Annotated in this window: 28 protein-coding genes; 15 read left to right on the plus strand and 13 right to left on the minus strand. The window is 48.7% G+C overall.

Going from position 1 to position 23,964, the window contains the following annotated elements; translation table 11 throughout:
• Window positions 1-9: 9 nt before the first annotated feature.
• From L3K52_14700 to L3K52_14720, 5 genes are read right to left on the minus strand one after another with little or no spacing between them, the layout of a single operon-like run.
• The gene (locus L3K52_14700) at window positions 10-591 is read right to left on the minus strand and encodes a Maf-like protein (GenBank protein ID UOG91432.1); all 582 of its coding nucleotides are present in this window, start codon (window positions 589-591) and stop codon (window positions 10-12) included.
• Window positions 592-1,065: a 23S rRNA (pseudouridine(1915)-N(3))-methyltransferase RlmH gene (rlmH, locus tag L3K52_14705; GenBank protein UOG91433.1), complete on the minus strand. Its 474-nt coding sequence runs from the start codon at window positions 1,063-1,065 to the stop codon at window positions 592-594.
• Window positions 1,066-1,452 carry a ribosome silencing factor gene (gene rsfS, locus L3K52_14710; protein ID UOG91434.1) on the minus strand — a complete coding sequence of 129 codons (387 nt, stop codon included), beginning with the start codon at window positions 1,450-1,452 and terminating at the stop codon, window positions 1,066-1,068.
• A 3-nt stretch (window positions 1,453-1,455) separates the two neighbouring features.
• Window positions 1,456-2,076 (minus strand): nicotinate-nucleotide adenylyltransferase, encoded by a 621-nt coding sequence (nadD, locus tag L3K52_14715; protein ID UOG91435.1) that lies wholly within the window; start codon window positions 2,074-2,076, stop codon window positions 1,456-1,458.
• Window positions 2,077-3,300 (minus strand): ATP-binding protein, encoded by a 1,224-nt coding sequence (locus tag L3K52_14720; protein ID UOG91436.1) that lies wholly within the window; start codon window positions 3,298-3,300, stop codon window positions 2,077-2,079.
• Between the two features lie 131 nt (window positions 3,301-3,431).
• Between L3K52_14720 and L3K52_14725 the strand changes: the two genes are divergently transcribed.
• Entirely contained in the window at window positions 3,432-3,806 is a 375-nt protein-coding gene (locus L3K52_14725) for a UPF0175 family protein (protein UOG91437.1), read from the plus strand.
• Window positions 3,803-4,312 carry a DUF3368 domain-containing protein gene (locus L3K52_14730; protein UOG91438.1) on the plus strand — a complete coding sequence of 170 codons (510 nt, stop codon included), beginning with the start codon at window positions 3,803-3,805 and terminating at the stop codon, window positions 4,310-4,312. The genes L3K52_14725 and L3K52_14730 overlap by 4 nt, the downstream gene beginning before the upstream one ends.
• On the opposite strand, the gene L3K52_14735 is transcribed toward L3K52_14730, so the two are convergent.
• The 5 genes from L3K52_14735 to L3K52_14755 all read right to left on the minus strand — a co-directional run bounded on the left by L3K52_14735 (window position 4,289) and on the right by L3K52_14755 (window position 9,121).
• Window positions 4,289-4,579, minus strand: coding sequence for a DUF1778 domain-containing protein (locus tag L3K52_14735; GenBank protein UOG91439.1), 291 nt, complete (start codon window positions 4,577-4,579; stop codon window positions 4,289-4,291). The two genes, L3K52_14730 and L3K52_14735, sit on opposite strands and share 24 nt — an antisense overlap.
• Window positions 4,580-4,669: 90 nt before the next feature.
• Window positions 4,670-6,616 (minus strand): DUF262 domain-containing HNH endonuclease family protein, encoded by a 1,947-nt coding sequence (locus L3K52_14740; GenBank protein UOG91440.1) that lies wholly within the window; start codon window positions 6,614-6,616, stop codon window positions 4,670-4,672.
• 39 nt (window positions 6,617-6,655) lie between these two features.
• Window positions 6,656-7,033, minus strand: a complete 378-nt coding sequence (locus L3K52_14745) for a transposase family protein (GenBank protein ID UOG94017.1) — start codon at window positions 7,031-7,033, stop codon at window positions 6,656-6,658.
• The gene (locus tag L3K52_14750; GenBank protein UOG91441.1) at window positions 7,021-7,566 is read right to left on the minus strand and encodes a transposase; all 546 of its coding nucleotides are present in this window, start codon (window positions 7,564-7,566) and stop codon (window positions 7,021-7,023) included. Before L3K52_14750 ends, L3K52_14745 begins: the two co-directional genes overlap by 13 nt.
• Window positions 7,567-7,678: 112 nt before the next feature.
• A complete protein-coding gene (locus L3K52_14755) occupies window positions 7,679-9,121 on the minus strand; it encodes a DUF262 domain-containing protein (GenBank protein UOG91442.1) in 1,443 nt (480 codons plus the stop codon).
• Window positions 9,122-9,377: 256 nt separating this feature from the next.
• On the opposite strand from L3K52_14755, the gene L3K52_14760 reads away from it, so the two are divergent.
• Together L3K52_14760 and L3K52_14765 are read left to right on the plus strand one after the other, a co-directional pair.
• On the plus strand, window positions 9,378-9,794 hold the full coding sequence (locus L3K52_14760) for a XisH family protein (protein ID UOG91443.1): 417 nt from the start codon (window positions 9,378-9,380) through the stop codon (window positions 9,792-9,794).
• Entirely contained in the window at window positions 9,782-10,117 is a 336-nt protein-coding gene (locus L3K52_14765; GenBank protein UOG91444.1) for a XisI protein, read from the plus strand. The genes L3K52_14760 and L3K52_14765 overlap by 13 nt, the downstream gene beginning before the upstream one ends.
• Before the next feature lie 120 nt (window positions 10,118-10,237).
• Here L3K52_14765 and L3K52_14770 read toward each other — a convergent pair whose 3' ends face one another.
• Window positions 10,238-11,476, minus strand: a complete 1,239-nt coding sequence (locus L3K52_14770; protein ID UOG94018.1) for a glutamate-5-semialdehyde dehydrogenase — start codon at window positions 11,474-11,476, stop codon at window positions 10,238-10,240.
• A gap of 197 nt (window positions 11,477-11,673) precedes the next feature.
• On the opposite strand from L3K52_14770, the gene rsxA reads away from it, so the two are divergent.
• The 9 genes from rsxA to L3K52_14815 are packed head-to-tail and all read left to right on the plus strand — an operon-like array spanning window position 11,674 to window position 18,225.
• Window positions 11,674-12,255: an electron transport complex subunit RsxA gene (gene rsxA / locus L3K52_14775; GenBank protein UOG91445.1), complete on the plus strand. Its 582-nt coding sequence runs from the start codon at window positions 11,674-11,676 to the stop codon at window positions 12,253-12,255.
• Window positions 12,255-12,809, plus strand: coding sequence for an electron transport complex subunit RsxB (gene rsxB, locus L3K52_14780; protein ID UOG91446.1), 555 nt, complete (start codon window positions 12,255-12,257; stop codon window positions 12,807-12,809). Before rsxA ends, rsxB begins: the two co-directional genes overlap by 1 nt.
• Window positions 12,806-14,377: an electron transport complex subunit RsxC gene (gene rsxC / locus L3K52_14785; GenBank protein UOG91447.1), complete on the plus strand. Its 1,572-nt coding sequence runs from the start codon at window positions 12,806-12,808 to the stop codon at window positions 14,375-14,377. Before rsxB ends, rsxC begins: the two co-directional genes overlap by 4 nt.
• Entirely contained in the window at window positions 14,374-15,381 is a 1,008-nt protein-coding gene (gene rsxD / locus L3K52_14790; protein UOG91448.1) for an electron transport complex subunit RsxD, read from the plus strand. The genes rsxC and rsxD overlap by 4 nt, the downstream gene beginning before the upstream one ends.
• Window positions 15,378-16,010 (plus strand): electron transport complex subunit RsxG, encoded by a 633-nt coding sequence (gene rsxG / locus L3K52_14795; protein ID UOG91449.1) that lies wholly within the window; start codon window positions 15,378-15,380, stop codon window positions 16,008-16,010. Before rsxD ends, rsxG begins: the two co-directional genes overlap by 4 nt.
• Window positions 16,007-16,711: an electron transport complex subunit E gene (locus L3K52_14800; GenBank protein ID UOG91450.1), complete on the plus strand. Its 705-nt coding sequence runs from the start codon at window positions 16,007-16,009 to the stop codon at window positions 16,709-16,711. Before rsxG ends, L3K52_14800 begins: the two co-directional genes overlap by 4 nt.
• Complete coding sequence (gene nth / locus L3K52_14805; protein UOG91451.1) at window positions 16,708-17,340, plus strand: endonuclease III; 633 nt, start codon at window positions 16,708-16,710, stop codon at window positions 17,338-17,340. The genes L3K52_14800 and nth overlap by 4 nt, the downstream gene beginning before the upstream one ends.
• A complete protein-coding gene (locus L3K52_14810; protein UOG91452.1) occupies window positions 17,340-17,759 on the plus strand; it encodes a DUF1841 family protein in 420 nt (139 codons plus the stop codon). The genes nth and L3K52_14810 overlap by 1 nt, the downstream gene beginning before the upstream one ends.
• A gap of 10 nt (window positions 17,760-17,769) precedes the next feature.
• Entirely contained in the window at window positions 17,770-18,225 is a 456-nt protein-coding gene (locus tag L3K52_14815; protein ID UOG91453.1) for a hypothetical protein, read from the plus strand.
• A 60-nt stretch (window positions 18,226-18,285) separates the two neighbouring features.
• On the opposite strand, the gene L3K52_14820 is transcribed toward L3K52_14815, so the two are convergent.
• On the minus strand, window positions 18,286-18,654 hold the full coding sequence (locus tag L3K52_14820) for a hypothetical protein (GenBank protein UOG91454.1): 369 nt from the start codon (window positions 18,652-18,654) through the stop codon (window positions 18,286-18,288).
• Window positions 18,655-18,868: 214 nt separating this feature from the next.
• On the opposite strand from L3K52_14820, the gene L3K52_14825 reads away from it, so the two are divergent.
• Both L3K52_14825 and L3K52_14830 read left to right on the plus strand, forming a co-directional pair.
• Window positions 18,869-19,660, plus strand: coding sequence for an inositol monophosphatase (locus tag L3K52_14825; protein UOG91455.1), 792 nt, complete (start codon window positions 18,869-18,871; stop codon window positions 19,658-19,660).
• 36 nt (window positions 19,661-19,696) lie between these two features.
• On the plus strand, window positions 19,697-20,389 hold the full coding sequence (locus L3K52_14830) for a hypothetical protein (protein ID UOG91456.1): 693 nt from the start codon (window positions 19,697-19,699) through the stop codon (window positions 20,387-20,389).
• Here the strand turns inward: L3K52_14830 and recB are convergent, their stop codons facing one another.
• On the minus strand, window positions 20,390-23,917 hold the full coding sequence (gene recB / locus L3K52_14835) for an exodeoxyribonuclease V subunit beta (protein UOG91457.1): 3,528 nt from the start codon (window positions 23,915-23,917) through the stop codon (window positions 20,390-20,392). It lies immediately after the preceding gene.
• Window positions 23,918-23,964 lie beyond the last annotated feature (47 nt).

Raw genomic sequence — 23,964 nt, forward strand, 5'->3', positions numbered from 1 at the left:
TAGTGATTGTTATAAGGTATTGATACCTGCCGTTGCCAGCAGTTGCGCCGTTTCAAACAGCGGCAGCCCCATCACTCCAGAGTAAGAACCTGCAAGCCTTTCAATGAAAACTGCGCCAAGCCCTTGAATCGCATACGCCCCGGCTTTGTCGTGTGGTTCGCCGCTTGCCCAGTATGCCAGAATTTCAGAATCGGTGATGGTACGGAACTTAACCACACTGCGGCTTAATGCTACCTGTGTGCCGGTCGCAGTGGTTAAGGCGACGGCGGTAAGAATTTCGTGCGTTTGCCCCGACATTTGCCGCAGCATCTGTTGTGCGTGGGCAAAGTCGCGCGGTTTCACCAGCAATTCACCGTTAAGAATGCCTAGCGTATCCGCACCGAGTACCGGCAAGTTCCCTGAGCGAAGTCGAAGGGAAACCGTTTCTGCCTTGAGGATAGCTAAGCGTTCCACCAACGCTTCGGGTGATTCTCCCAACAACGGGGTTTCATCCACATCCGCCGTTTGCACCACGAACTGAATGCCAATTTGTGCCAGCAATTCGCGCCGACGCGGGGAGGCTGATGCTAAAACAAGTTGTGGTGCGTGCATTTAATCCCCGCGATGGTAAGGGTGGTTGGTCAAAATGCTCCAAGCGCGAAACAGTTGCTCGGCTACCACGATCCGTACCAGCGGATGCGGGAACGTTAACGGCGACAGCGACCAACTTTGCTCTGCACGTTGCAAACACGCAGGCGACAAACCTTCGGGGCCGCCAACCAGCAAGCTAACATCGCGCCCGGACATCATCCAGCTATCGAGTTGCTGCGCAAGTTGTTCGGTTGACCACGGCTTGCCTTTCACATCGAGCGTGATCACAAGATTGCCATCGGGAATCGCTGCCAGCAACTTTTCACCTTCACTCTGCCGAATGCGGTTCAAATCGCTGTTTTTGGTGCGTTTCTCGGCGGCAATTTCGCGAATCAGTAACTGGCATTGCGGCGGCATTCGCCCCGCGTATTCCTCCGTGCCCGTGTTGACCCACCCCGGCATTTTCGTGCCGATGGCTAACAGGTGAATCCGCACTTAGTCGTTATCGTGATCAGACGCAGCGGCATCGAGCATACCGGGGCGGAATTGCGGCAAACCTTCGCCGACTTCCCAGAGTTTTTCCAGATTGTAGTAGTCGCGCGTGCTGGCCAGCATGACGTGTAGGATAATGTCATTGAGGTCAAGCAATACCCAGTCGGATTGCGCGTCACCTTCAATACCCAATGGCTGTACACCGGCTTCTTTCACCGCTAATTCAACCGCATCCGCCAGGGATTTAACGTGCCGGTTGGAGTTGCCGGTCACGATTACCATCATATCGGTGATGGACGATTTGCCGCGCACATCAATCGTCTTGATGTCTTGACCTTTCATATCGTCCAGTGTGGTCACTACTAATTGCTTAAGTGTTTCGAGTTCCATTAATTATTCACAGTAAAGTTGATGTCGTTGAATATAGTCCAGAACGCTGTCTGGTAGTAAATATCGGGGGCTTTTACCCTGTTTCAATAGCATACGCAGATGGGTGGCAGAAATATCGAGAGCGGTGACGCTTAAGAGGTAAATCCTGCCTGCGGGTGTGGCGCGTAAATCATCGGGGTTTGTGCTGAGGAAAGGTTCATACCAACCGTTAGGGGGCAGACTATACCTTGGACGGTGCACCACGACCAGATGCGCGAGTGCTAAAATTTCATCCCAACGGTGCCAACGCTCAAAATGCAGGAAGGCATCGAAGCCCAAGGTGAACAGCAGCGGGCGTTCGCTACCGACTTCAGCGCGGAAGGTTTGCAGCGTGTCGAAGCTGTAGGAATGCCCGTCACGGCGCAGTTCACGGTCATCGGCGTGTAAACGCGGTTCGCTGGCAATCGCCGTTTGCAGCATTGCCAACCGTTGTGCTGGCGTGGCAATGGGTTGCGGGCGGTGCGGCGGTTGCTTGCCCGGAATTAAGCGCATGTCGCTAATGCCGAAGTGTTCCGCGACTTCGAGCGCCGTGCGTAAATGCGCGTGGTGGATGGGGTCGAAGGTGCCGCCGAGGATGCCGATCATTTATACATACCCAAACGGAATATTGATCAGCTTCTCGTCGATCAAACCAAGGCGATCGTTGTTACTGATAACAATGCCGTAAGGACATTGGTATTCCTCCATAAAATTGCGGATACCTGTCAAATCACGCAAAGTCACGGTCTGTTTGTATTTGATTTCAATGGGCAACAACCCGAATTCACCTTCCAACACCAAATCGACCTCTGCACCAGCGGCGGTGCGGTAATGGTAATAATCGAAAATCACCCCTTGGGCATTGAGTCCTCTGATCACATTTTCGATCACCATCACCTCCCACGAATGCCCCATGTGTGGATGCGCCAACAAATCCGGCTGCGTATACAAATGCAAAAAATGGTGCAACAAACCCGAATCCCGCAAATAACCCTTGGGGTGTTTGACAATGCGCTTGGCAGCATTCTTTTCATAGGGTGGAATATGCCGCCAGATAAATGTGCCGTGGGCAATTCTGAAATAGTCGCGCACCGTGGGCGCGGATAGACCTAACGTCCGCGCTACATCCGAGTAATTGATGATTGTCCCCGATAATTGCGCCAGCATTTGCAGGAATAGCTGGTATTTTTCGCGCTGCAAATTGGGGAATAGGCGCAAAATATCGCGTTCGAGGTAGGTTTTCACATAATTCTGCATCCACAGCTTGTGAAAACGGGGATTATTTTTCAGCCAGACTTCAGGATAACCGCCGCGTAACCAGTAATCATGGTGCTGCTGCAAATCGGTCGCGCTGGGTATGAGGCTAGAAAAATCGGACAGCAAATGCCGCGATTGGATCAGCTCATACAAACCTGATAGCGGCTGCGCGAACGCTTCGCTCATGCTGAAGGGGGCAACTTCCACCAGCGCAACACGACCCGCCAGACTTTCGGAGATGGCTTGCATGAGGTTGGGCGAACTCGAACCTGTGATTAGGAAACGTCCGTTGGTGTTGCGGTCAGCATCAATTGCCACGCGCAAGGCTGGGAATGCGGCGGGTAGCAATTGTGCTTCATCTAAGGCAACTTGTTTGGGATGCAGGCGGAAAAATAGATCGGGGTCACGCGCCACGACATCGTAATCGCTGCCCATTTCTAGGTCATAGCGTTGCCATTGTTGAGGTAGGTCACGCAGCGTGGTGGTTTTACCTGATTGGCGTACACCGGTTAGTGCCACGCATGGAAACAGGGTGAGTAGCTCTTCGATAAAGGGGGTGAAGTGTCGTTTCATGCCTTGTAATTTAAAAGACTGGGTTTCAAATTACAAGGTATGAAATGGCTTATGTAACGAATTGATCTTGTTCACGGTTGCAAAAGGGTGCTAGGCTGAACTCTATTGTTCCTACAAAGAAGGAGAACATTATGCAAGTCGTTAATATTCGTCAACTGAAGACCAATCCGTCAGTGGCTTTGCGGGAAGCCAAGAACGGTCTAGTCATGGTCACGAACCGCGATAAGCCGGACACTTTACTGGTCAGCATGGAACAGCTTGCGGGTATTCCCAACCTTGATCAGGTTAAGTTGGTGCTAGGGGTCGCATTGTTCCGCGATAAACTCCTGTCTGTCTCGGCAGCAGCAAAAGTAGCGGGTAAGTCACTTGCCGAAATGCTGACATTGCTCTCCAACATGGGCATACCTGTTGTGGATTATTCGGTAGAAGAAGCTGAAGCCGAAGCTATTATGGTTGAAACGCTCGTGCGGGAACATCAAGCAAAAACGGCACGGCAGGCGGCATGAAGGCTGTTGTTGTCATTGCCGACGCGGGGCCGTTGATCGCACTGGCGCGGATTGGGCATCTTCACCTGTTGCGTGAAATCTTTAGCGACGTGCTGATCACCGCAACCGTCCAGCAAGAAGTGTTGTTGGGCGGGGATTTTGCGGATTCGGCACTGCTTGAAGATGCCCTTCATGAAGGATGGCTACAGGTCAGGGCTTCACCCAGTACGATGGCGAGTACCGAACTGGAATGGCTTGATCCGGGGGAAAGAAGCTCCATTCTGTTAGCCTTGGATTTCCAGCATAATGGACAAACAACCCGTCTGGTCATGGATGAAGCAAAAGGTCGGGCGGCAGCCAGAAGCCTGTCACTGGAACTCATTGGCAGTGCAGGCATTATTGCAACCGCAACGCGCTTGGGGATGATCCAACAGGCACGTCCCTTATTGGAATCCCTACGCGCATCGGGTTATTACTTATCCCAAACCGTGATAGATGCCGCGTTAAAGGCGGCAGGTGAAAGTTGAGGATTGGGTAGCTTTAAACTTGCTCATGGCTTTTTGTAACGTCGCGTTTGGCGGCGCATCATCATCGAGAATCTGCGCAAACCGTTCCCAATCTCTCTGAGATAACAGGATTTGCTCCTGCCCTTTCAAGACTTCTTGCACCATGCGCTGGGCTGCTTCCAACAGAAAATTACTTAACGACAAGCCACGGAAAGAAGCGGTTCGCGTTAACAGGCTTTTAGTTTCTGCGTTGGTGCGTAGATTGATGCGTTCTGATAGTGCCGACATAATCATAGGATCCTGTACTTACCTTGTGAGTGCAGTTTTTCATATTGTACAAGCATTGCCTAGCTGATTTTTGGGTGACAGGAGCTATGTTCATGCTTGGCAATAATGTGCCTTAATTTTTTCAACCATATTCTTTTGGTGTTGCTCAATTTCTATTTCAGTCCAATTATTATTTTCATGTAAAATATAGTAAGATTTTAATGCGTCATACGAATTATTTTTGTTTTTAAACATACTTCTTTTTTCATCCACCGATTTATTACTATATTCAGAGTTCTGAGAAACACTTAACAATACCAAATTACCAAAACTGTGTAAAAATCTATCGTCTATTCTGGGATTCTTAATAATATTTTCTGGATTTTGCGGATAGACATGCTCAATAGAATTTCTCGATACTATTCTATAATTTTCAAATTCATTTGTTTTCGGAAATGTCCAGCTTTTCCACAAAATATATTCTAATTTCTGAAACCAATAATGTTGAAATTTAGTTCCATACTCTGATCTTAAATACTCATCATAATTAAAGTTCGTATCAACAACAGAATCAATTAATTGCAATGAAGCCGATTTAGCAGTAATCGTTTTGCATAATGAAAAATCGTTATCAATTTTCTCTAATCGACTTAGATGAATATCTGAAGTTGCATCAAAATCATTATGATTGCCTAGTAAATAACCAAGATATGTAGTAAGCCAGAACTGACGCAAATAATCGCCGGTAAAGTAAAGAACACTTTGCAACATGAGCATACTGGACTTAGCATACTTAGTTCTTGTATACTTATCAGAACTTTTATTAATATTTATTAACTCTAATTGTTCTATTTTTGTATCTACGTCACTTATCCATTTTATGACATATTTATCAAACAAATATCGTACTTTCCATAATAGCAGAATAAAACGTTTTATTTCATCAGCGCTATTTCTAGCCTCTAATGATTTAAATATTTCGATCAAACGTTTTATATGGAAAGTTCCTTCAAAATCAGGCAATCCTTCATTTTTCAAGTGAAGCCGATAAGTATGTAATAACAATTGTCCAAAATTAATTATCGAACGACAATAAATCTCTTCAGATTCTCTTTTTTCGTCATCACTTTCAATGTAATCCTCAATTATTTCCGATGCTATATCATCTATAATAAATACATTATTTGATTCATTTGCCACTTCAGCTTCAATGTTACCATCTTCATAACAAAACACATTTTTATGGAATTCATTGTATTTGCATAAATCGATTTCAAACCACTTAGTTTTCGGAAAAGCATGTAGAACGTTTCGCTCGAAAAAATTATTCATGTTTTCACATAATTCCCAGATCTTACCATATAATACTTTATCATCAATACGTCTCAATAAATTTGATTTGACTATATCTGTTTGCTCCAACTGAACACCAGCACTATTTATTGTTGAAAAGAGTTTATTTAAATCCGTTTTTTCAGGAGTTGTATTTTTAATAAATCGAATTTTTGAGTATATATAATCACCAAAAGACTTAAGCTCATCATCGGGTACTACGTCTATAATAGCATTAATAACAACTATTGCCTTAGAAATATTTTTCAAATATGGATGTTTCTCTATTTCACCACTTTGGATAATTTTTATTACTTCACTTTTGTCTTTTTCTAATAAGTGTTTAAAATAACTCTCAATTTCTGTCCTAATTTCAAACCCAATTTTTAAAGACTCATCACTATTCCTAAGAAACTTTTCTAAATTAGAACTCTTACTCCTTCTTGAAAAGACAAATGCTGTCAACCATAAAGTAGTAAATCGTTGCTGTCCGTCAATTAACTCAGCCACCAATTGATTATCTTTTATTGATTCTTTTGTTAAAATAGTTCCAATATAATAATCTCCATCACTATTATACTGAAATGACTTGTAAAAATCTTCTAAAAGTTTTTTAATTTGTTCATCACCCCATACATAAGGGCGTTGATAGGTTGGAATAAAAAATTTAATTTTTTGCAGGATTTCAAGATTAACAACTGATGTGCTAAATATCTTATTAGACATTATCTATAAATAATTTTTATCTAAAAGTTTTTAAAACTTTCAATAGATGGGATTTCTCATGGAGTTTCTCAGGTTGTGTAGTCCGCAAGCAATTTCCATAATCTGGTCATCAAAGTCATCTTTTAAATTACGGTACACATCTTTCAGGCATCGGCAGCGTTTAATACCACTGATGATATGTTCAACGACTACCCTGCGGGCAGAAATTTGACGGTTTTCTTCTTTTTCTTGCGGGGTCAGGCATTTATTCCGTGGCTTCTTTTTTGGCTCAATGACGGTGACACCTTTTCCCATGTCAGCCCCCTTGAAGCCTAAATCACGTAAAATCACAGAACCCTCCGGTAATCGGGTCTGCTCCTCATCGGCAATTTTCTTGTCATGCTTCTTGCCTGAGTGGGTATTCCCTAAGTATTTGATATGTCTGTCAGCACAGCCAACGATGACATTGTTTTTAACCGTATGGGATTTTTTTTACCACTATAGTATTCACGCTGGACATCATTATCCACGGGGCGCTGGATTCTCCGCTCTGTTCCGTCAATAACCAATTCCTGTTGCCCTTCTTCTGCTAGCCGTCCCATTAATTCTGAGCATAGTCGAATGGGCTTATGTCCCATCTTATCCAATGCACTTTGTAATACCGGGCATAAGCGGTGTATCCAGTGGTTTGCCACACTTTGGGGAAGATCAAATGAATGCGCCAGCACTTCTTGTAAAGGATAGGTCTTCAGGTAAAACAGAATGAAAAACAGTTTGTCTTCTATTAATGCCAGTTTCCCATCAGAACGACCCCGCGTCTCATCAACACGTTTGCCCCGTGCGTGTAGGTCAGTTTGGTAAGCTGCGCTGAACAGTTCGAGCAAACCCAAAAACTCCTTGACGTTGAGACTGGTCATGGCAACAAATGCCTTTTCATTGGATTTCAATGCGTTAAAGCTGTACTCCGCCATGCCGTTAGTCCCTACTCTAGGCTGTTATTACTGTTAGGAATTTACGCTCTGGATGTGCATTTTGCCATTTATAATTATTATCTATATATTTTATTTTTTTTATAGATAATGTCTATTTTTCATTAGCCTTTTCCTCTTTAATCTTATTAAAAATAGCTATCATAAACGTTTTATCAAAATCTTTTGGTTGTTCAACATATGTATTAATTTCCTTAAACTCTTGAAAATAATTTTTCAAGGTTTCCAAGTGCTTGTATTTTGATTGATTTTTCTCGGTATTACTTGTATCAAAATTATATTTAAATTTCCTCAGAACAGAAACAAGTTCATCAATAGTATAAGCATAAACGATACTATCAATAAATTTATTTTCACGTACAAATTTATGTACGCTGTCTTCTTTAACGTTTCTCTTATTTGAAACCCTAAGTGAATAAATTGAACGATAAAACCACAAACTCACTTCAAATAAACGAAAAAACCCAAAGCGGCTAACATAAGTTATTATAAAAATCTCCAATAACTCTTTTAAAAACAGTGTACCAGAATGCCCATGCATTAAACCAATAGTTAATTTATAAAAATCATCACTTATTCTATAATCTTTTTTAATTCCATTAAATAAAATTTCATGCAAACCCACGTAATCGTTGATATAATCAAGAGTGTTATTACCATCTGATAATGGCTGCTTCAACTGTTTATAGTGACTTTCGTGCATTTGTAACACTCTGCCATTTTCTATTTTTACAACACTATAATAATATGAAACATCATCAAAATCGTGCTTTGTATTCTCTGTGAATTCCTCAATTAAAACACTTTTAATTCCTTTTTCATCTCTATAAAATGGAAAATCCCTCCAATTTCTATTGTCCCAAAATCTTATTTTGCTAAGATTTTGTATTATATACTCAATTCTTTCACTCTCAATACTTTCCCATTTTTTTGCTTGATGGTTAATTATTTTCTTTGATTTTACTGCTCTTAAATGATGTGCTTTTATAATATCCGAACCACTTAATCGAACTCCGCCGGTATTTTGAGTTTCAAAAAATGTATAAGCTAAATCCTCGGTACTAGTAACTACAAGTGTTACATTAACTTCATTAAAAAAATTATTGAAATTTAGTTCAACATGAGCGTAATTAAATATATCTTTACTATAAACGCTTTTTAGGTAAGCGTAATTATTTTTAATATTATTAATGCTTATTGTTGATGTATATTCAATACCGCTTTTAAATGTTTTATCAACGATAGAGTTAATTAGCAACATTGTCGTAATTCGTTGTTGTCCATCAATAATTTTTAATTTATTGCCATCCTGATGAACAATAATACTTCCCAAATAAAACAGAGATTTTCCAGAGTCAGTATTTTTCTTGTGTTCAATAAGATCATCTAAAATCCTATTGATCTGCTTCTCTTTCCATACATAAGGTCTTTGATACTCAGGTATAGATAACTGACCTTTAATATCAGTACCTAGAATAGCTTTATTATAAGTATTGATTAAATCACTGAATGTGCAACTTATGACTTTTACTTCCATTTTATCTTTATTTCCTCACTTTTATCTTGCTGATTTCACCAAAAACTACGCTGTCGCCCGACGATGTACTCACTAACAAGCCCATTTCACCAACTAATTACTGCTCAAATAGTAATCCATTACCCAGATTTATGAAAGTAAAAACCGTAGCCAAAACAGTACACTGTCACTCTACCATCTTGTATTCAGTAGCAAATCACCAGAAAAACATGGCAAAATACACGCATTAATACCAAACCAAACGAGTCATTCCCCCATGCCAGCCAAAGACCTTTATCACGATGCTGTCAAGCAAGCACTCATCAAAGACGGCTGGACAGTAACAAATGACCCGCTACACCTACGCTACGGTAGCTTTGATTTTTACATTGACCTCGGCGCAGAAGACCTACTCGGTGCGAGCAAAAGCGGGCAAAAAATTGCGGTAGAAATCAAAACCTTCATGGGTGCGTCATCCTTGCGTGAATTACACATTGCCGTCGGGCAAGTGCTAAACTATCGCATAGTGTTGGCGGAATCCGACCCAGAACGCATACTCTACTTGGCTGTTCCTGCCTATGCTTACGCCACCTTATTTGAAACACCCTTTGGTCAATTAGCAATCGAAAAACACCAGATCAAAGTCATCGTATTTGACGAACAGAGCGAGGTTATCACCCAATGGCTGAAGTAAACGACGACAAAACAACCATTAAGCAATTACTGGAACACTTCGCCAGCATCCCCGCCGCCACGGGCGATGTAGAGCTGGAAACCATTTTTGACGATACCCAAAACCGCTACCAAGTCATTGCGCAAGGCTGGCAAGGCAAACGCCGAATGCACGGCTGCTTAGTACACATCGATCTAAAAGGCAGCAAAGTATGGTTGCAACACGACAGCACCGACGCAGAAATTGCCGAAGAATTGGTTGAACGCGGCATTCCCAAAGAAAGGATTGTATTGGGATTTCTACCAGAATCCGTGCGCCCCCACACGGGCTACGCCGTCAACTAAGGAACGTGCACGAAACAATTTCCCTGATTCCCCTACGATTTGCCCTTCGACTACGCTCAGGGCGCGGACGGCGGCACAACCAAACCGCTGGCTGAGCGTAGTCGAAGTCAGCATATCCACTCACACCCGAATATGCCCATCCCCCAACACCACATACTTCTGCGAAGTCAACCCTTCCAACCCCACTGGCCCCCGCGCATGAATCTTATCGGTGCTAATCCCAATCTCCGCCCCCAGCCCATATTCAAAGCCATCGGCAAAGCGCGTTGACGCATTCACCATCACCGAACTCGAATCCACCTGCCGCAAAAACGCCCGCGCCCGCGTGTAATTCTCGGTAATAATCGCGTCAGTATGTTGCGACCCATACTGATTAATGTGTGTAATCGCCGCTGCCATATCCGCCACCACGCGAATCGCCAAAATCGGCGCAAGGTATTCCGTGCTCCAATCCTCTTCCGTCGCTGCCACACACGCAGGCAACAGCGCCCGCGTCTGCTCACAACCGCGCAATTCCACGCCCTTCGCCGCGTATTCTTCCGCCAAGATCGGCAACACTTGCGCCGCCACACCTTCCGCCACCAGCAAGGTTTCCATTGCATTGCACACGCCGTAACGGTGCGTCTTGGCATTCACTGCCACCTTCACCGCTTTATCAAGATCGGCTTGATCATCAATGTACACATGACAAATCCCATCCAAGTGCTTGATTACCGGAATGCGTGATTCCGCACTCACCCGCTCAATCAAACCCTTGCCACCACGCGGCACAATCACATCCACGTATTGCGCCATGCGCAGCAATTCGCCCACCGCCGCCCGATCCGTGGTTTCTACCACTTGCACACACGCGGATGGCAAACCGACCGCTTCCAAGCCTGCCCGCACACACGCCGCAATCGCCTGATTGGAATGAATCGCCTCCGACCCACCGCGCAAAATCGTGGCATTGCCGGATTTCAAACACAACGCTGCCGCATCCACCGTCACATTCGGGCGCGATTCGTAAATAATGCCCACCACACCCAACGGCACGCGCATTTTGCCGACCTGAATCCCCGACGGGCGGTAGCTCAAATCGGTAATCGTGCCAATCGGGTCAGCCAGCGTCGCCACTTGGCGCACACCTTCCGCCATCCCCGCAATCGTTTTATCGGTCAACGTTAAGCGATCCAGCATCGCCGCATCCAGCCCTTTGTCGCGCCCTGCCGCCAAATCTTTGGCATTTTCAGCTTTCAGCCAATCCGCACGCTCCAACATGACTTCTGCAATCCGCAGCAATGCATTGTTTTTAGTGCTAGTCTCAGTATTCGCAAGGATCTGAGCAGCCTGCTTTGCTTGCTGACCAACGCCTTGCATGTAGGTGGTAATCGTCGTATTAGTGTCCAAATCAAAGTCCTCACGGTATGCAATGTGTCGATATTATCACGAAAATAGCGCTACGATCTTTCTGACAATTATCATAGGCAGCCGCTTTGCTGTAGGTTATAACTACCGGATATGGCAGAATGCGCCGCTCGGTTATTCACTGGAAACCACTCCTAAAGCCTTTATTTATGACAGATTACATACTGATTATTGTTGGCACTGTGTGGGTCAACAATTTTGTGCTCTCACACTTCTTAGGTCTATGCCCGTTCATGGGCGTATCGCGCAAGCTCGAAACCGCGATGGGCATGGGGTTTGCGACGACCTTTGTGCTTACCTTGTCCTCCGTCAGCAGCTATCTCGCCGACACGTATCTGCTCGTCCCGTTTGGCTTGGAATACCTGCGCACCATCAGCTTCATTCTCGTCATCGCCGCGATTGTCGGCTTTACCGAAATGGTCATCCGCAAAACCAGTCCAGTGTTGTACAACGTACTGGGGATTTACCTGCCACTGATTACCACCAACTGCATCGTGCTCGGCGTGGCATTGTTGAATGTGCAAGAAGCGCACGATTTTATCGAATCTGCCCTGTACGGTTTCGGCGCAGCGCTCGGCTTTTCGATGGTGCTGGTGTTGTTTGCCGGTATCCGCGAACGCATCAACGCCGGTGACGTACCCGGTATTTTCCAAGGCAATGCGATTGGTCTGATCACCGCAGGTTTGATGGCGTTGGCGTTCATGGGCTTCTCAGGGTTGGTAAAAAGCTAATGATGGCAGCGATTCTCGTGGTAGTCGGTATGGCAGCCGTGTTTGGCTTGCTGCTGGGTTATGCCGCCATCCGTTTCAAAGTGGAAGGCAACCCGCTGGCGGAAAAGATTGATGCCATCCTGCCGCAAACGCAATGCGGGCAATGTGGTTTCGTTGGTTGCCACCCGTATGCCGAAGCGATTGCCAAAGGCGAAGCTGACATCAACCGTTGCCCACCCGGTGGCGAAGCCGTGATTAAATCGCTGGCAGAACTGCTGGGCGTGGAAGCCAAGCCGCTCGATGCCGAAAACGGCGAACACACCGACATGCCGCTGGTCGCGATCATCGACGAAAACACCTGCATCGGCTGCACCCTGTGCATTCAAGCTTGCCCGGTGGATGCAATTGTCGGTTCCGCAAAACACATGCACACCATTATTGCCAGCGAATGCACCGGCTGCAAATTGTGCCTGCCGCCCTGCCCCGTGGATTGCATTGCAATGGTGCCGATTAAAACAGAACCGACCAACTGGAAATGGCCTTACCCCGTGTTTGAATTGAAGGTGAACCCATGATCCAAACCCTACGCAAATTATGGCGCAACCCCGGCGGCTTGCATCTGGCAGAAAACAAAGACATTTCCACGCAATGCCCGTCACGCCAAATTCCGTTAGCCGCACAACTGGTGATTCCCCTGCTGCAACACGCGGGCGAAAAACCCAAAGTGGTAACGAATGTTAATGTCGGCGCTTACGTTTACAAAGGGCAAACGCTGGCGGTGGCGCAAAGCAATAACAGTGTCAACGTGCACGCCACCACCTCAGGCACAATCAGCGCGATTGAATTGCGCCCGATTGCGCACCCTTCCGGCTTGCACGATTTGTGCGTGGTGCTGATGCCTGATGGCAAAGATGCCTGGGGCGATTCGCGCCTGCCCGCTTACCCCAATTACACCGAAATTGACCCCGCGATTCTGCGTCAGCGTGTGAAAGATGCCGGAGTGGTTGGCATGGGTGGCGCGGTTTTTCCTTCAGCGGTGAAGCTAAATGTGCGCCCCGACAAACCGATACGCACCCTGATTTTGAACGGTGCAGAATGCGAACCGTACATTTCCTGTGATGATATGTTAATGCGCGAGCAAGCCGCTGAGATTGTAGCAGGTGCGCAAGTCATGATGCACATGGTTAAGCCGCAAGAATGCTTGATCGGGGTGGAAGATAACAAACCTTACGCAATTGCCGCGATGCAAGCGGCGGTTGATGCCGCGCAAGATAGCCGCATTCAAGTCGTCGCGGTGCCAACACTGTACCCCAGCGGTGGTGCCAAACAGCTCACTTTTATTTTGACCGGCAAGGAAGTTCCCAGCGGCGGGCGTTCCTCTGACATTGGTGTAGTGTGCAATAACGTTGCCACTGCACGTGCGATTTATCACGCGGTCGTGCACGGCGAACCGTCATTGAGCCGCTACGTTACTGTCACTGGCAACGGCATTGCGCAACCGTGCAACCTTGAAGTGCCGTTCGGCACCCCCATCAGCCACCTTGCCGCTCATGCGGGAGGCACCACCCCGCAAGCCAAACGCTGGCGCATGGGCGGGCCGATGATGGGCATTACCTTGCACGACCCCGCAGTGCCCGTGGTTAAAGCCATGAATTGCCTGCTCATCAATGACGAGTTGGAGCACACCCAAGCAGCGATGCCGTGCATCCGTTGCGGGCGTTGCACCGACGCTTGTCCGACCAGTTTGCTACCGCAGCAGTTGTATTGGTTTGCTCGTGCTAAGGAATTCGACAAAGCCAAAGCGCATCACCTTTCCGACTGCATTGAATGCGGCTGTTGTGAGTACGTCTGCCCCAGCCACATTCCGTTGGTGAGCTATTACCGCTTTGCCAAAGCCGAAATTCGGGCAGAACGCACTGCCAAAGTCAAAGCCGACCTTGCTCGCGAACGCCACGAGTTTCATCTCGAACGTCTCGAACGTGCCAAACGTGAAAAGGCCGAAAAGCTGGCTAAACACAAAGAGCAGGCGCAAACCACGACCGACGACAGCAAAAAAGCCGCGATTCAAGCCGCGCTCGACCGTGCTAAAGCCAAGAAAGCCGAAGCCGCCGCTCAAACCCTTTCTGAGGACACCACCGCATGATAGCGAGCAAACCTGATGTCAGCACGCTCATGCAGCAAGTGTTGTATGCGCTCATTCCCGGCACGCTTCTGCTGGTGTGGTTTTTTGGCTGGGGCATTATCACCAATTGGGTGCTGGCGATTGGTTTTGCGCTATTGTTTGAAGCGCTGATGCTCAAATGGCGGCAACGCCCGATCGAACCGTTTTTGCTGGATTACAGTGCCGTGTTGACCGCGTGGCTATTGGCGGTTGCCATGCCTGCGTTTTCGCCTTGGTGGTTGATTGCGGTGGCGATGCTGTTTGCGATTGTGATTGGCAAGCATTTGTACGGCGGCTTGGGGTATAACCCGTTCAATCCGGCAATGGTGGGCTATGCGGCGATGCTGGTGTCTTACCCGGTGCAAATGACGATTTGGCCCGAGCCGGTGGCTTTCAGTTTTGCGCACATTGGCGCAGACCAAGCTTTTCAGAAAGTATTTTGGGGCATTAACACGGGCTGGGACGCGCTCAGTGGCGCGACACCACTCGATGCGGTCAAAGTGAGCTTGGGTTTAAACAAAACCTTGGATGACATTTACGCCACTGGTCAATTTGGGCTGCTCAGCGGCGAAGCTTGGGCGTGGATTAACGTTGCATGGTTGAGTGGCGGGCTGTGGCTATTGCAACGCAAGGTGATCAGTTGGCACATGCCAGTGGCGCTGCTGATAAGTTTGGGTGGCATGGCCATGATTTTTTGGCTGATCAATCCGCAAATTTATGCGTCACCGCTGTTCCATTTGTTTGGCGGTGCTGCAATGTTGGGCGCTTTTTTCATTATTACCGACCCGGTATCCGCGAGCACTACGCCCATGGGGAAACTGATTTACGCGGCGGGAATTGGGCTGTTCACCTACATTATTCGTACTTGGGGCGGTTATCCTGATGCCATTGCGTTCGCGGTATTGATTATGAATATGGCGGTACCTTTGATTGATTATTACACCCAACCACGGGTTTACGGCACAAAACGGAGCTGGCTGGGATGAAACGTATCTACGCAAAACTGTTGGAACAACCCGGCATTATTTTGGCAGGTTTCGCGCTGTTCGGCACGGTTGCGCTGGCGTTGGCATTTGATTTTACCAAAGACCAAATTGCCGCGAATGAACGCAGTGCTACATTGAGTCGCTTGAATGCGCTGGTCGATCACCAAACCTACGACAACGATTTGCTGGCTGACACGCTAGAATTACCAGCGGCCGCATTGGGCAGTGCGGATGTCGTCACCGTTTACCGCGCTCGCAAACAAGGCACGCCGGTTGCGGCTTTATTCACCGTCACTGCGCCGGATGGCTACAGCGGACGCATTCGCCTGATTGTCGGGGTCAATGCCGATCAAACCCTCGCCGGGGTGCGGGTGCTGGATCACAAGGAAACCCCCGGTTTGGGCGATAAAATCGACGTGGAAAAAAGCGATTGGATATTGCGTTTCAACGGCAAATCGTTGCAAAACCCCACGCATACCGGCTGGGCAGTGCGCAAGGACGGCGGCGAATTCGACCAATTTACCGGCGCCACCATTACCCCGCGTGCCGTGGTCAACGCGGTGAAAAACACGCTCGACTGGTCACAGCAGCATTTCAACACACTCTTTCAGCAGGAAGTAAAGCCATGAGTAAACGCGATTGGTCGGTTTATCGGGAGATCACCCTTAATGGCTTGTGGAAGAATAATCCCGGTTTGGTGCAATTATTAGGGCTATGCCCACTGATGGCGGTCACAACCAACTTCGTGAACGGCTTAGGGCTGGGAATTGCGACCACTATCGCCTTGGTTGCCTCGAATCTGGCGATTTCGATTGTGCGGCATTTGGTACGGGAAGAAATTCGCATCCCGGCTTTTGTAATGATCATCGCCGCGAATGTCACCTTGATCGAAATGCTGATGAAAGCGTATTTCCACGAGTTGTACGGCATTTTGGGCATTTTCATCCCGCTGATTGTCACCAACTGCATTGTGATTGGGCGTTCTGAAGCGTATGCCTCAAAAAATCCACCGCTCCACGCCGGATACGACAGCTTAATGATGGGCATCGGCTTCACCTTGGTGCTGGTTGCATTGGGTGGAATGCGTGAATTGGTTAGTAGCGGTACGTTATTTGCGCAAGCGCACCTGATGTTTGGCGAAGCCGCACGCGGCCTCACCCTGAGTTTGGGCGCGGATTTTAAGGGTTTATTACTCGCTGCCTTGCCCCCCGGTGCATTTATTGGTTTAGGCTTTTTGGTGGCACTGAAAAACTACCTTGATAAACGCATGGCGCAAACCGCGCAAGCGGCTAAAGCAATTCCCATTAACCGGCTCGGTGAAACCGCATGAATAAAGCCAAGCGGGAGGAAATCTTCCGCCGCCTGCGCGATGCGAATCCTAACCCCACCACCGAATTAGCGTATGACAACACCTTTGAATTGCTGATTGCCGTGATCCTTTCAGCGCAATCCACCGACAAAGGGGTAAATAAAGCCACCGCGCATTTATTCCCTGTGGCGAATACGCCAGAAGCCATTTATGCGCTCGGTGTGGACGGTTTAAAGGATTACATTAAAACCATCGGCCTCTTTAATAGCAAAGCCAAAAACATTATCGAAACTTGCCGTATTCTTATTGAGAAACACGCCTCGCAAGTGCCGCAAGCCCGCGACGCCTTGGAAGCCTTACCCGGCGTTGGACGTAAAACCGCCAATGTGATTCTAAATACCGCGTTTCACCAACCCACCATGGCGGTAGATACGCACATTTTTCGTGTCGCTAACCGCACCGGCATTGCCCCCGGTAAAAACGTGCTGGCAGTTGAAAAAGGTTTGCTGAAACACATCCCTAAAGACTACATGCTGGATGCGCACCACTGGCTAATTTTGCACGGGCGTTATACTTGCGTGGCACGTAGCCCCAAATGCGGGCAATGCCTGATTGCTGACTTGTGTGATTTCAAGGAGAAAACCGTCTAATGTTTGGCAATGACCGTGACGCCATGCGCCGCTATTACGCGCAATGCTGGCAGAAATTTCAACAAAAACAACCACTGGATGCCTTAGAAACCCAAATTGCCAGCGTGATTGCGGAACACCCCGAATACCATCACGTCCTCGCCGCGCCCGATAGCGCGATACAACACGACTACTTACCCGACAATGGCGAAACCAACCCGTTTCTGCACATGGGCTTACACCTTGGGATTCGCGAACAGGTCGCCACTGACCGCCCGACTGGAATTCGCGAACTTTACCGGCAATCGGTGATCAAATACGGCAATGAGGTGGCGGAACACCGTATGATGGATTGTTTGGCAGAAAGTATCTGGCTGGCACAACGCCACCAAACCATCCCGGATGAAGCCGCTTATCTTGAATGCTTAAAGAAACAATGAGGTAACACACATGAAATCGGGCTTTTACGCGGGCATCTTGCTGCTCCCACTGACACTGGGGGCTTGCTCCATTATGCCATCCAGCAACACTTACACCACGGCACAAGCGGGAACCTTGCAAGAGGTCAAATTCGGCACTGTCATTGGTCTGCGCAATGTCATGATCCGCGAAGACAATGCGGAAACCGGCAAAGTCGCAGGCGGCGTCATCGGTGGGGTCGCGGGCAACGATTTGGGGCAAGGCAAAGGTCAAATCATTGGCAGCGTAGCAGGCGCGGTGATTGGCGGTACGGTCGGCATTGCACTAGACCGCAGTATTCAATCCAAACCGGGGGTTGAAATTACCGTGCGTTTAGACGATGAGCGCACCGTGGCGATTGCACAATTGGCAGATGAAAACTTTTTAATCGGCGAGAAAGTTAAATTGTTAACCAGTCAAGATGGCAAGGCCAGAATAACACACTGAATTAGCGTGGGCGTATTAATGCTTAGTGCGCCCACTAACCGCATCATTGCACATTAATGCTTAATCCATCGCCACAATAACACTGCTGCTCTTGACATTACTCAGATCGAAAACACGTGAGCGGCTAACATTTCCGCCATTAAGCGTTACATCAGCACGATAAAATCCCGGCACTAATTCAATATTAGCGGAATGCAAATTCACTGATTGATCATAAATCGCCTTGCCATTTTCGATACGGTAAAGTGTCCAAGTAACGGGCTGCATTGCAGGACCATTGTTCAAAGTGGCCATTAACAACACTTTTGATTTAGGGGGATCGCCAGCCACTGAATCTTGAAAAGGTAAGCTTTGAGCCTGTGTCGTTATCAATGATAAAAAAATCAGCGAGATTAATGTTAACCTTTTACGAACATTTATAGTTGCCATTTTATACACCTGCTTGCTCTATTTATGATTGGATAATTCTGTATACCGATGGCTATAAGATTAGTTTACTTAGGCAAAAATACAATTCGATTTTTTTTCTGACTTAAATAAAAAAACTGTTGGAACTTTCCTTATTATCAGTAACACCGTGCAGAAACCTGCCTGCTTGTGCTATCCTAGCGCCCCGTAATATCCCCAGTCCCGGAGTTCGCTGATGCACCCAATGCTCAGAAAAGCCATAGAAGCCGCCCGCGAAGCAGGCGAAGGCATTCGCCACTACGCCAACAAAGTGCATAAGCTGGATGTCGAAAACAAAGCACACAATGATTTTGTCAGCGAAGTTGACCGCCAAGCCGAACAGGGCATCATCCGCTTGCTGCAACGCGCCTACCCTGACCACGCCTTTTTGGGCGAAGAAAGCGGCAAACAAGGCGTTGACAGCGATTATGAGTGGATCATTGACCCGCTCGATGGCACTACCAACTTCCTCTACGGCATTCCCCACTATTCGGTTTCAATTGGGATGAAACACAAAGGGCGTTTAATGGTGGGTGTGGTGTATGACCCGTTGCGAGATGAAGTCTTTGCTGCCGCGCGGGGTGAAGGCGCTACTTTGAACGGGCGCCGTATTCGCGTCTCCGAACGCAGCACCATGCAGAGTGCTTTACTGGGTACCGGCGTCCCCTTCCGTGCCAATCAGAATCTCGACTTGTACCTGCAAACCATGAAGGCTTTGCTGCCGGATACCGCTGGCGTGCGCCGCCCCGGTTCAGCCGCGCTCGATCTGGCCTATGTTGCCAGCGGGCGCTTTGATGGTTTCTGGGAGTTCGGTCTGAATGAATGGGACATCGCGGCGGGTGTACTGCTCGTGCAAGAAGCCGGTGGCCTGATCGGTGACATGAAAGGCGACAACACTTTCCTGAAAACCGGCGATGTGGTCGCGGCAAACCCCAAAGTCTTCAAAGAAATGATCAAACGCCTGCATCCAATCATGGCGAATCGTTAATCCCCCCACAGTCCCCTGATACGCTAGAATCAGGGGATGAAACAAGCCAACCTCGTTCCCGCTGCTTACTGCCTGCTCTTGCTAACGTTGCTGCCATTGAGTGGCTGCGAAAAACGTGATGCCGCGCCACCGCCAGCACCCCCGGTCGAATCCATGGCAGAACCCGTCATTATTCCCGATGCTGACACGTTGCAACCCGATGATTCCACTGTTCTTCTTACACCGGAGCCGGAAACCATGCTCACGCCTCCTGAAAACCCCAATACCCTAAAAATCCCCAATCCCGCGCAGCAAACGCTACCGGGCAGTGACTTTTCGCTACGTTTCCGCGCTACAGGTGAAGGTTTCTACACCGAAATCACACTGGCAAACGGTATTATCAGTTACACCTATTTTGAAGATACCGCCGGACGCTGCGCCCAATGGGTAAAAAGCACCCCTTGCTGGCAAGCAGAGGAGCTCAAAACCATCAGCCTCGCCTTACGCCCCGAAGATCTCGACAATCTGTATGCCGTCATCAAAGAGAGTGGCGCACTCGCCCTCAAACGCGATACCTTTGGTGGCGCAAAAGCCGGTCAACGCCATTACCCCCAAACCCTTGACATCATGCTTGACGGCAAGGAAAAGCAACTGGTCTACCAAAGTTTTCCGGGGTCTAGCCCCAAACCCGAAGCGTTTGCCCGCCTAGAAACGGTCTTGCTCGAATACGCCCGCGACTTGCCGCATTGATCAGTGACCCATTAAGTGATCCAACGCCTCAATCAAGGCAAACGCCGGTTTGTGAAAAAATACACCTGAGCCTGCCTGTTCCGGCATCATCCCCCGCAAAAACAAATACAACGCCCCACCAACATGCTGTTCCCAGTCATACCCCGGCAACCGCTGTTGCAAATAACGGTGCAATGCCAAACAGTAGATCAGGTATTGCAGGTAATAATGGTGTTCCGCCATTGCCTCTTGCATCACCTCGAAACGGTAATCAGCAGACATTGCGCCCAGATCATTCGATTTATAATCCACCACAAAATAGCGTCCGTCTACGGCAAATACCAGGTCGATAAAGCCTTTCATATAACCCGTCAGGTCGTTGAACTTGAGCTTGTCGATCGCGGTGTGAATGGCGTCCCATTCGGTGGGCAGGTGGTGGTGTAACAAGGTTTGCAGCGGTTTTAGACGCAAGCGTTCTACCGGGAAATAGAATTCGAGTTCATCAAGGCGTTGCGCTTTGGGCAAATCGCACAAACGCAAATTAATGGCGGGCAACGGCGTATTGAGGGTATTTTCCAGAAGCTGTACGCCTGCGGGTAGCCAACGTTCGGGCAAGCCGTGGCGTTTCAACGCGGGTAACAATACGCTGTCTTGCTGGGTGGCAAGCGTTTGGGTGAAGTCGAGTTCTTCCAGCATTTTGTGTAAACAGCTTCCGGCTTTTGCGCCGCGTGGGAATGCATCGCTTCGACTGCGCTCAGCGACCGGGGTAGCAACAAGCGTGTCGTAGTCGGGGCGTTCATCATCCTTGCCAGATGTCAAACCGCTGAAACTGCCGACTTTGGGAACCGGCACGTAACGTGGTTGGTAGCGGCGGATGCTGGGTTGCCATTCACCGCTGTCGGCTTGATAACACACGCGCGTTTCCTCAACGGGCAAGATTTCATGGCTGATGCCGCCTGCGGATTGTTCCACCAATTGGGTTAATTGCGCGTGCATCAAACGTTGGCGTTCATCGGGCTGCATCCCGTCTTTGCGCAATTTGCCGAGAATCTCCCTGCCCTGCGGTAACTTGCCTAATAACAGCCAACCGAGTGCCGAATAGTAGTCGAATTGGTTAATGCGCCCGCTGACCAGTGCAATGGTGCAATGGTATTTGGCACGGGTGAGCGCAACGTACAGCAAGCGTAAACTTTCAGCTTGTTCGGCTTCACGGAAACACTTCAGCGCCGCGTCACTGGCAAAGGCTTCGGCTTGCAGGCGCGAAATGCCCGCTTCGGTGTCACGGTCGTACCAACTGAACCATGTGCTGGCTTTCGCATCACGTTCCGCCCACAAATACGGGCAATACACAATGCCGTATTCCAGCCCCTTGCTTTTGTGAATGGTGGTAATTTGCACCAAGTTTTCGTCGCTTTCTAGGCGCAGTTCGTGTGCTTCGTCTTGTTCACCCGCTTCGGCTTTTTGTTGTAACCAACGGATCAGCGCGTGCATTCCATGCCCTTGCAAGCGGCTTTCGGTGTGGATGAGTTCCGCCAAATGCAACAAATTGGTGAGGCGACGTTCGCCATCCGCCAAGGCTAATAAATGCGCATAGCGTTGGCGTTGCAACATCCACTGGCGAAACATCGGCATGAAGCCTTGCGAATGCCAAGTTTTATGCCAACGGTGGAAGGCTTCGAGTTCGGCCTCCAACAAAGCGGGATTTTCATCCAGTGCGAATAAATCTTCGGCAGTGAAACCGAACAGTTCGGTGACGAGGGCTTGCTTGAGGGCGGTTTCATTGCCCGGTTCGGCAATGGCTCGCAATACCGCACGGAAATCGCTGGCTTCGCGGGTACAAAAAATGCTGTCGCGTGATTTTTGTACGCTGGCAATGCCGCGTGCCAGCAAAGCACGTTTGATTTGTTCGCCCTGTTGGTTTTCGCGCACGAGTACTGCAATGTCGCGGCTTTCTACTGGGCGTTCACCGATTCGGGCAATACCTTCGCGACCGGCGTTTAAGAGGCGGGCAATGTCGTTGGCGACGGCTTCGGCAATGCGTTCTTGCACGGCGGCGCTGTTGTAGCCTTCGTCGAGTGTGTTCCAATCCCAGAGGCGGATGGGGGGGAGAGGTGGCTCGACTCGTAAATCTGCCTGCGGCTTACCGGCGCTGACGGCTTCGTAGCGGATGTCGCTGCGGAAAGGTTGGTCCGATTGCGCGAACAGGTGGTTGAGCGCTTGCAGCAAATCATGATGCGAACGAAAGTTGTGTTGCAGCGTGTAATGCGCCGACGTGCTGTGCGCGGCTTTGAGGTAGGTGTAAATATCCGCCCCCCGAAACCCGTAAATTGCCTGTTTGGGGTCGCCCACGTAAAACACCGGCTGTTCCGGTTTATCGCGGTAAATGCGCTCGAAAATCTCGTATTGAATCGGGTCAGTGTCCTGAAATTCATCAATCAACGCCGCTTGGTATTTCAGCGCCAAACGCGGCGGAAAATCGGGATGCTGTTCCAACGCATCGCGCAAGTGCAACAACAAATCGTCAAAGGTGAGAATGCCGAGTTGCTGTTTGCGCACGGGCAATTCGGCGCGTAACTGGTGCAGCAATTGCAGGCGCAAGTATTCCAGCGCGGCTTGTTCGCCTTCCGATAGCGCGTCATGGGCGGCGAGCAAAGCATCGACTTGCGTGAAAAAAGCGTGTTGGGGCGTGGCTTTGCCATCTTTGGTTTTTTCGGTCAGCGCGGGGGTGGCAAAGCGTTCGAGGGTTTCATACGGCAATTCCAATGGATTGGCGAAATACGCATCGAGTTTCCCCGACCAATTCGGCACATAGCGCTTGCTGTAGGTGCTGCCGTTGAGTGCGCCACTCAGCAATAAACCGATGATCGCCTCACGTTCACTCGCCCACTGTTGCTGGCAGGCTTGCAAGGCAGACTCGAAAGCACTTTGCCGTTGCGCAAATGCCTCTGCGGTGACGGGCTGAATATCGGTGTGCAAATACGGTTTGCCGATGAAATGGCGCACGGTTGCCAGCAAGCCATCCGGGGTCAGCCCGCGTTTTTGCAACAAGCGCAAATGCAGTGCATCGGGCTTGAGAAAATGCTGATACCAGAATTTGTCGGTTAATTCGGTGAGCAGATTGTCTTCGTTTGTCACCAACTCGGTTTCAAACGGCATTCGCGCTTCAAAGGCGTTTTCGGATAACACGCGCTTGCAGAAACCGTGAATGGTGAAAACTGCCGCTTCGTCGAAACTCACCAATGCCAGTTGCAGGCGTTGGATGCAGTCGTGGAGCGGCGCTTCCAAGGGCAACGATTCGTAGGTTTCGGCGTGTGGGCGCTGTTCCAGATAAGCGAGTGCATCAGCGAGGCGTTTGCGGATGCGGTCACGTAATTCGGCGGTGGCTGCTTCGGTGTAGGTAACGACCAGAATTTTGTCGACTTTGAGGCCGTAAACGGCGATCAGGCGCAGGTAGAGCCATGAAATCGTCCAGGTTTTACCCGTGCCAGCACTGGCTTCGATGAGGTTGGTTCCAATGAGGGGGACGCTTTGGGCGTGGAGGGTTTGCATGGGTATTCAAAAAACTTTCATTGTGTGTCAACCGAACCTGCGCTTAA

The sequence above is a fragment of the Candidatus Thiothrix sulfatifontis genome (assembly GCA_022828425.1).
Lineage (GTDB): Bacteria > Pseudomonadota > Gammaproteobacteria > Thiotrichales > Thiotrichaceae > Thiothrix > Thiothrix sulfatifontis.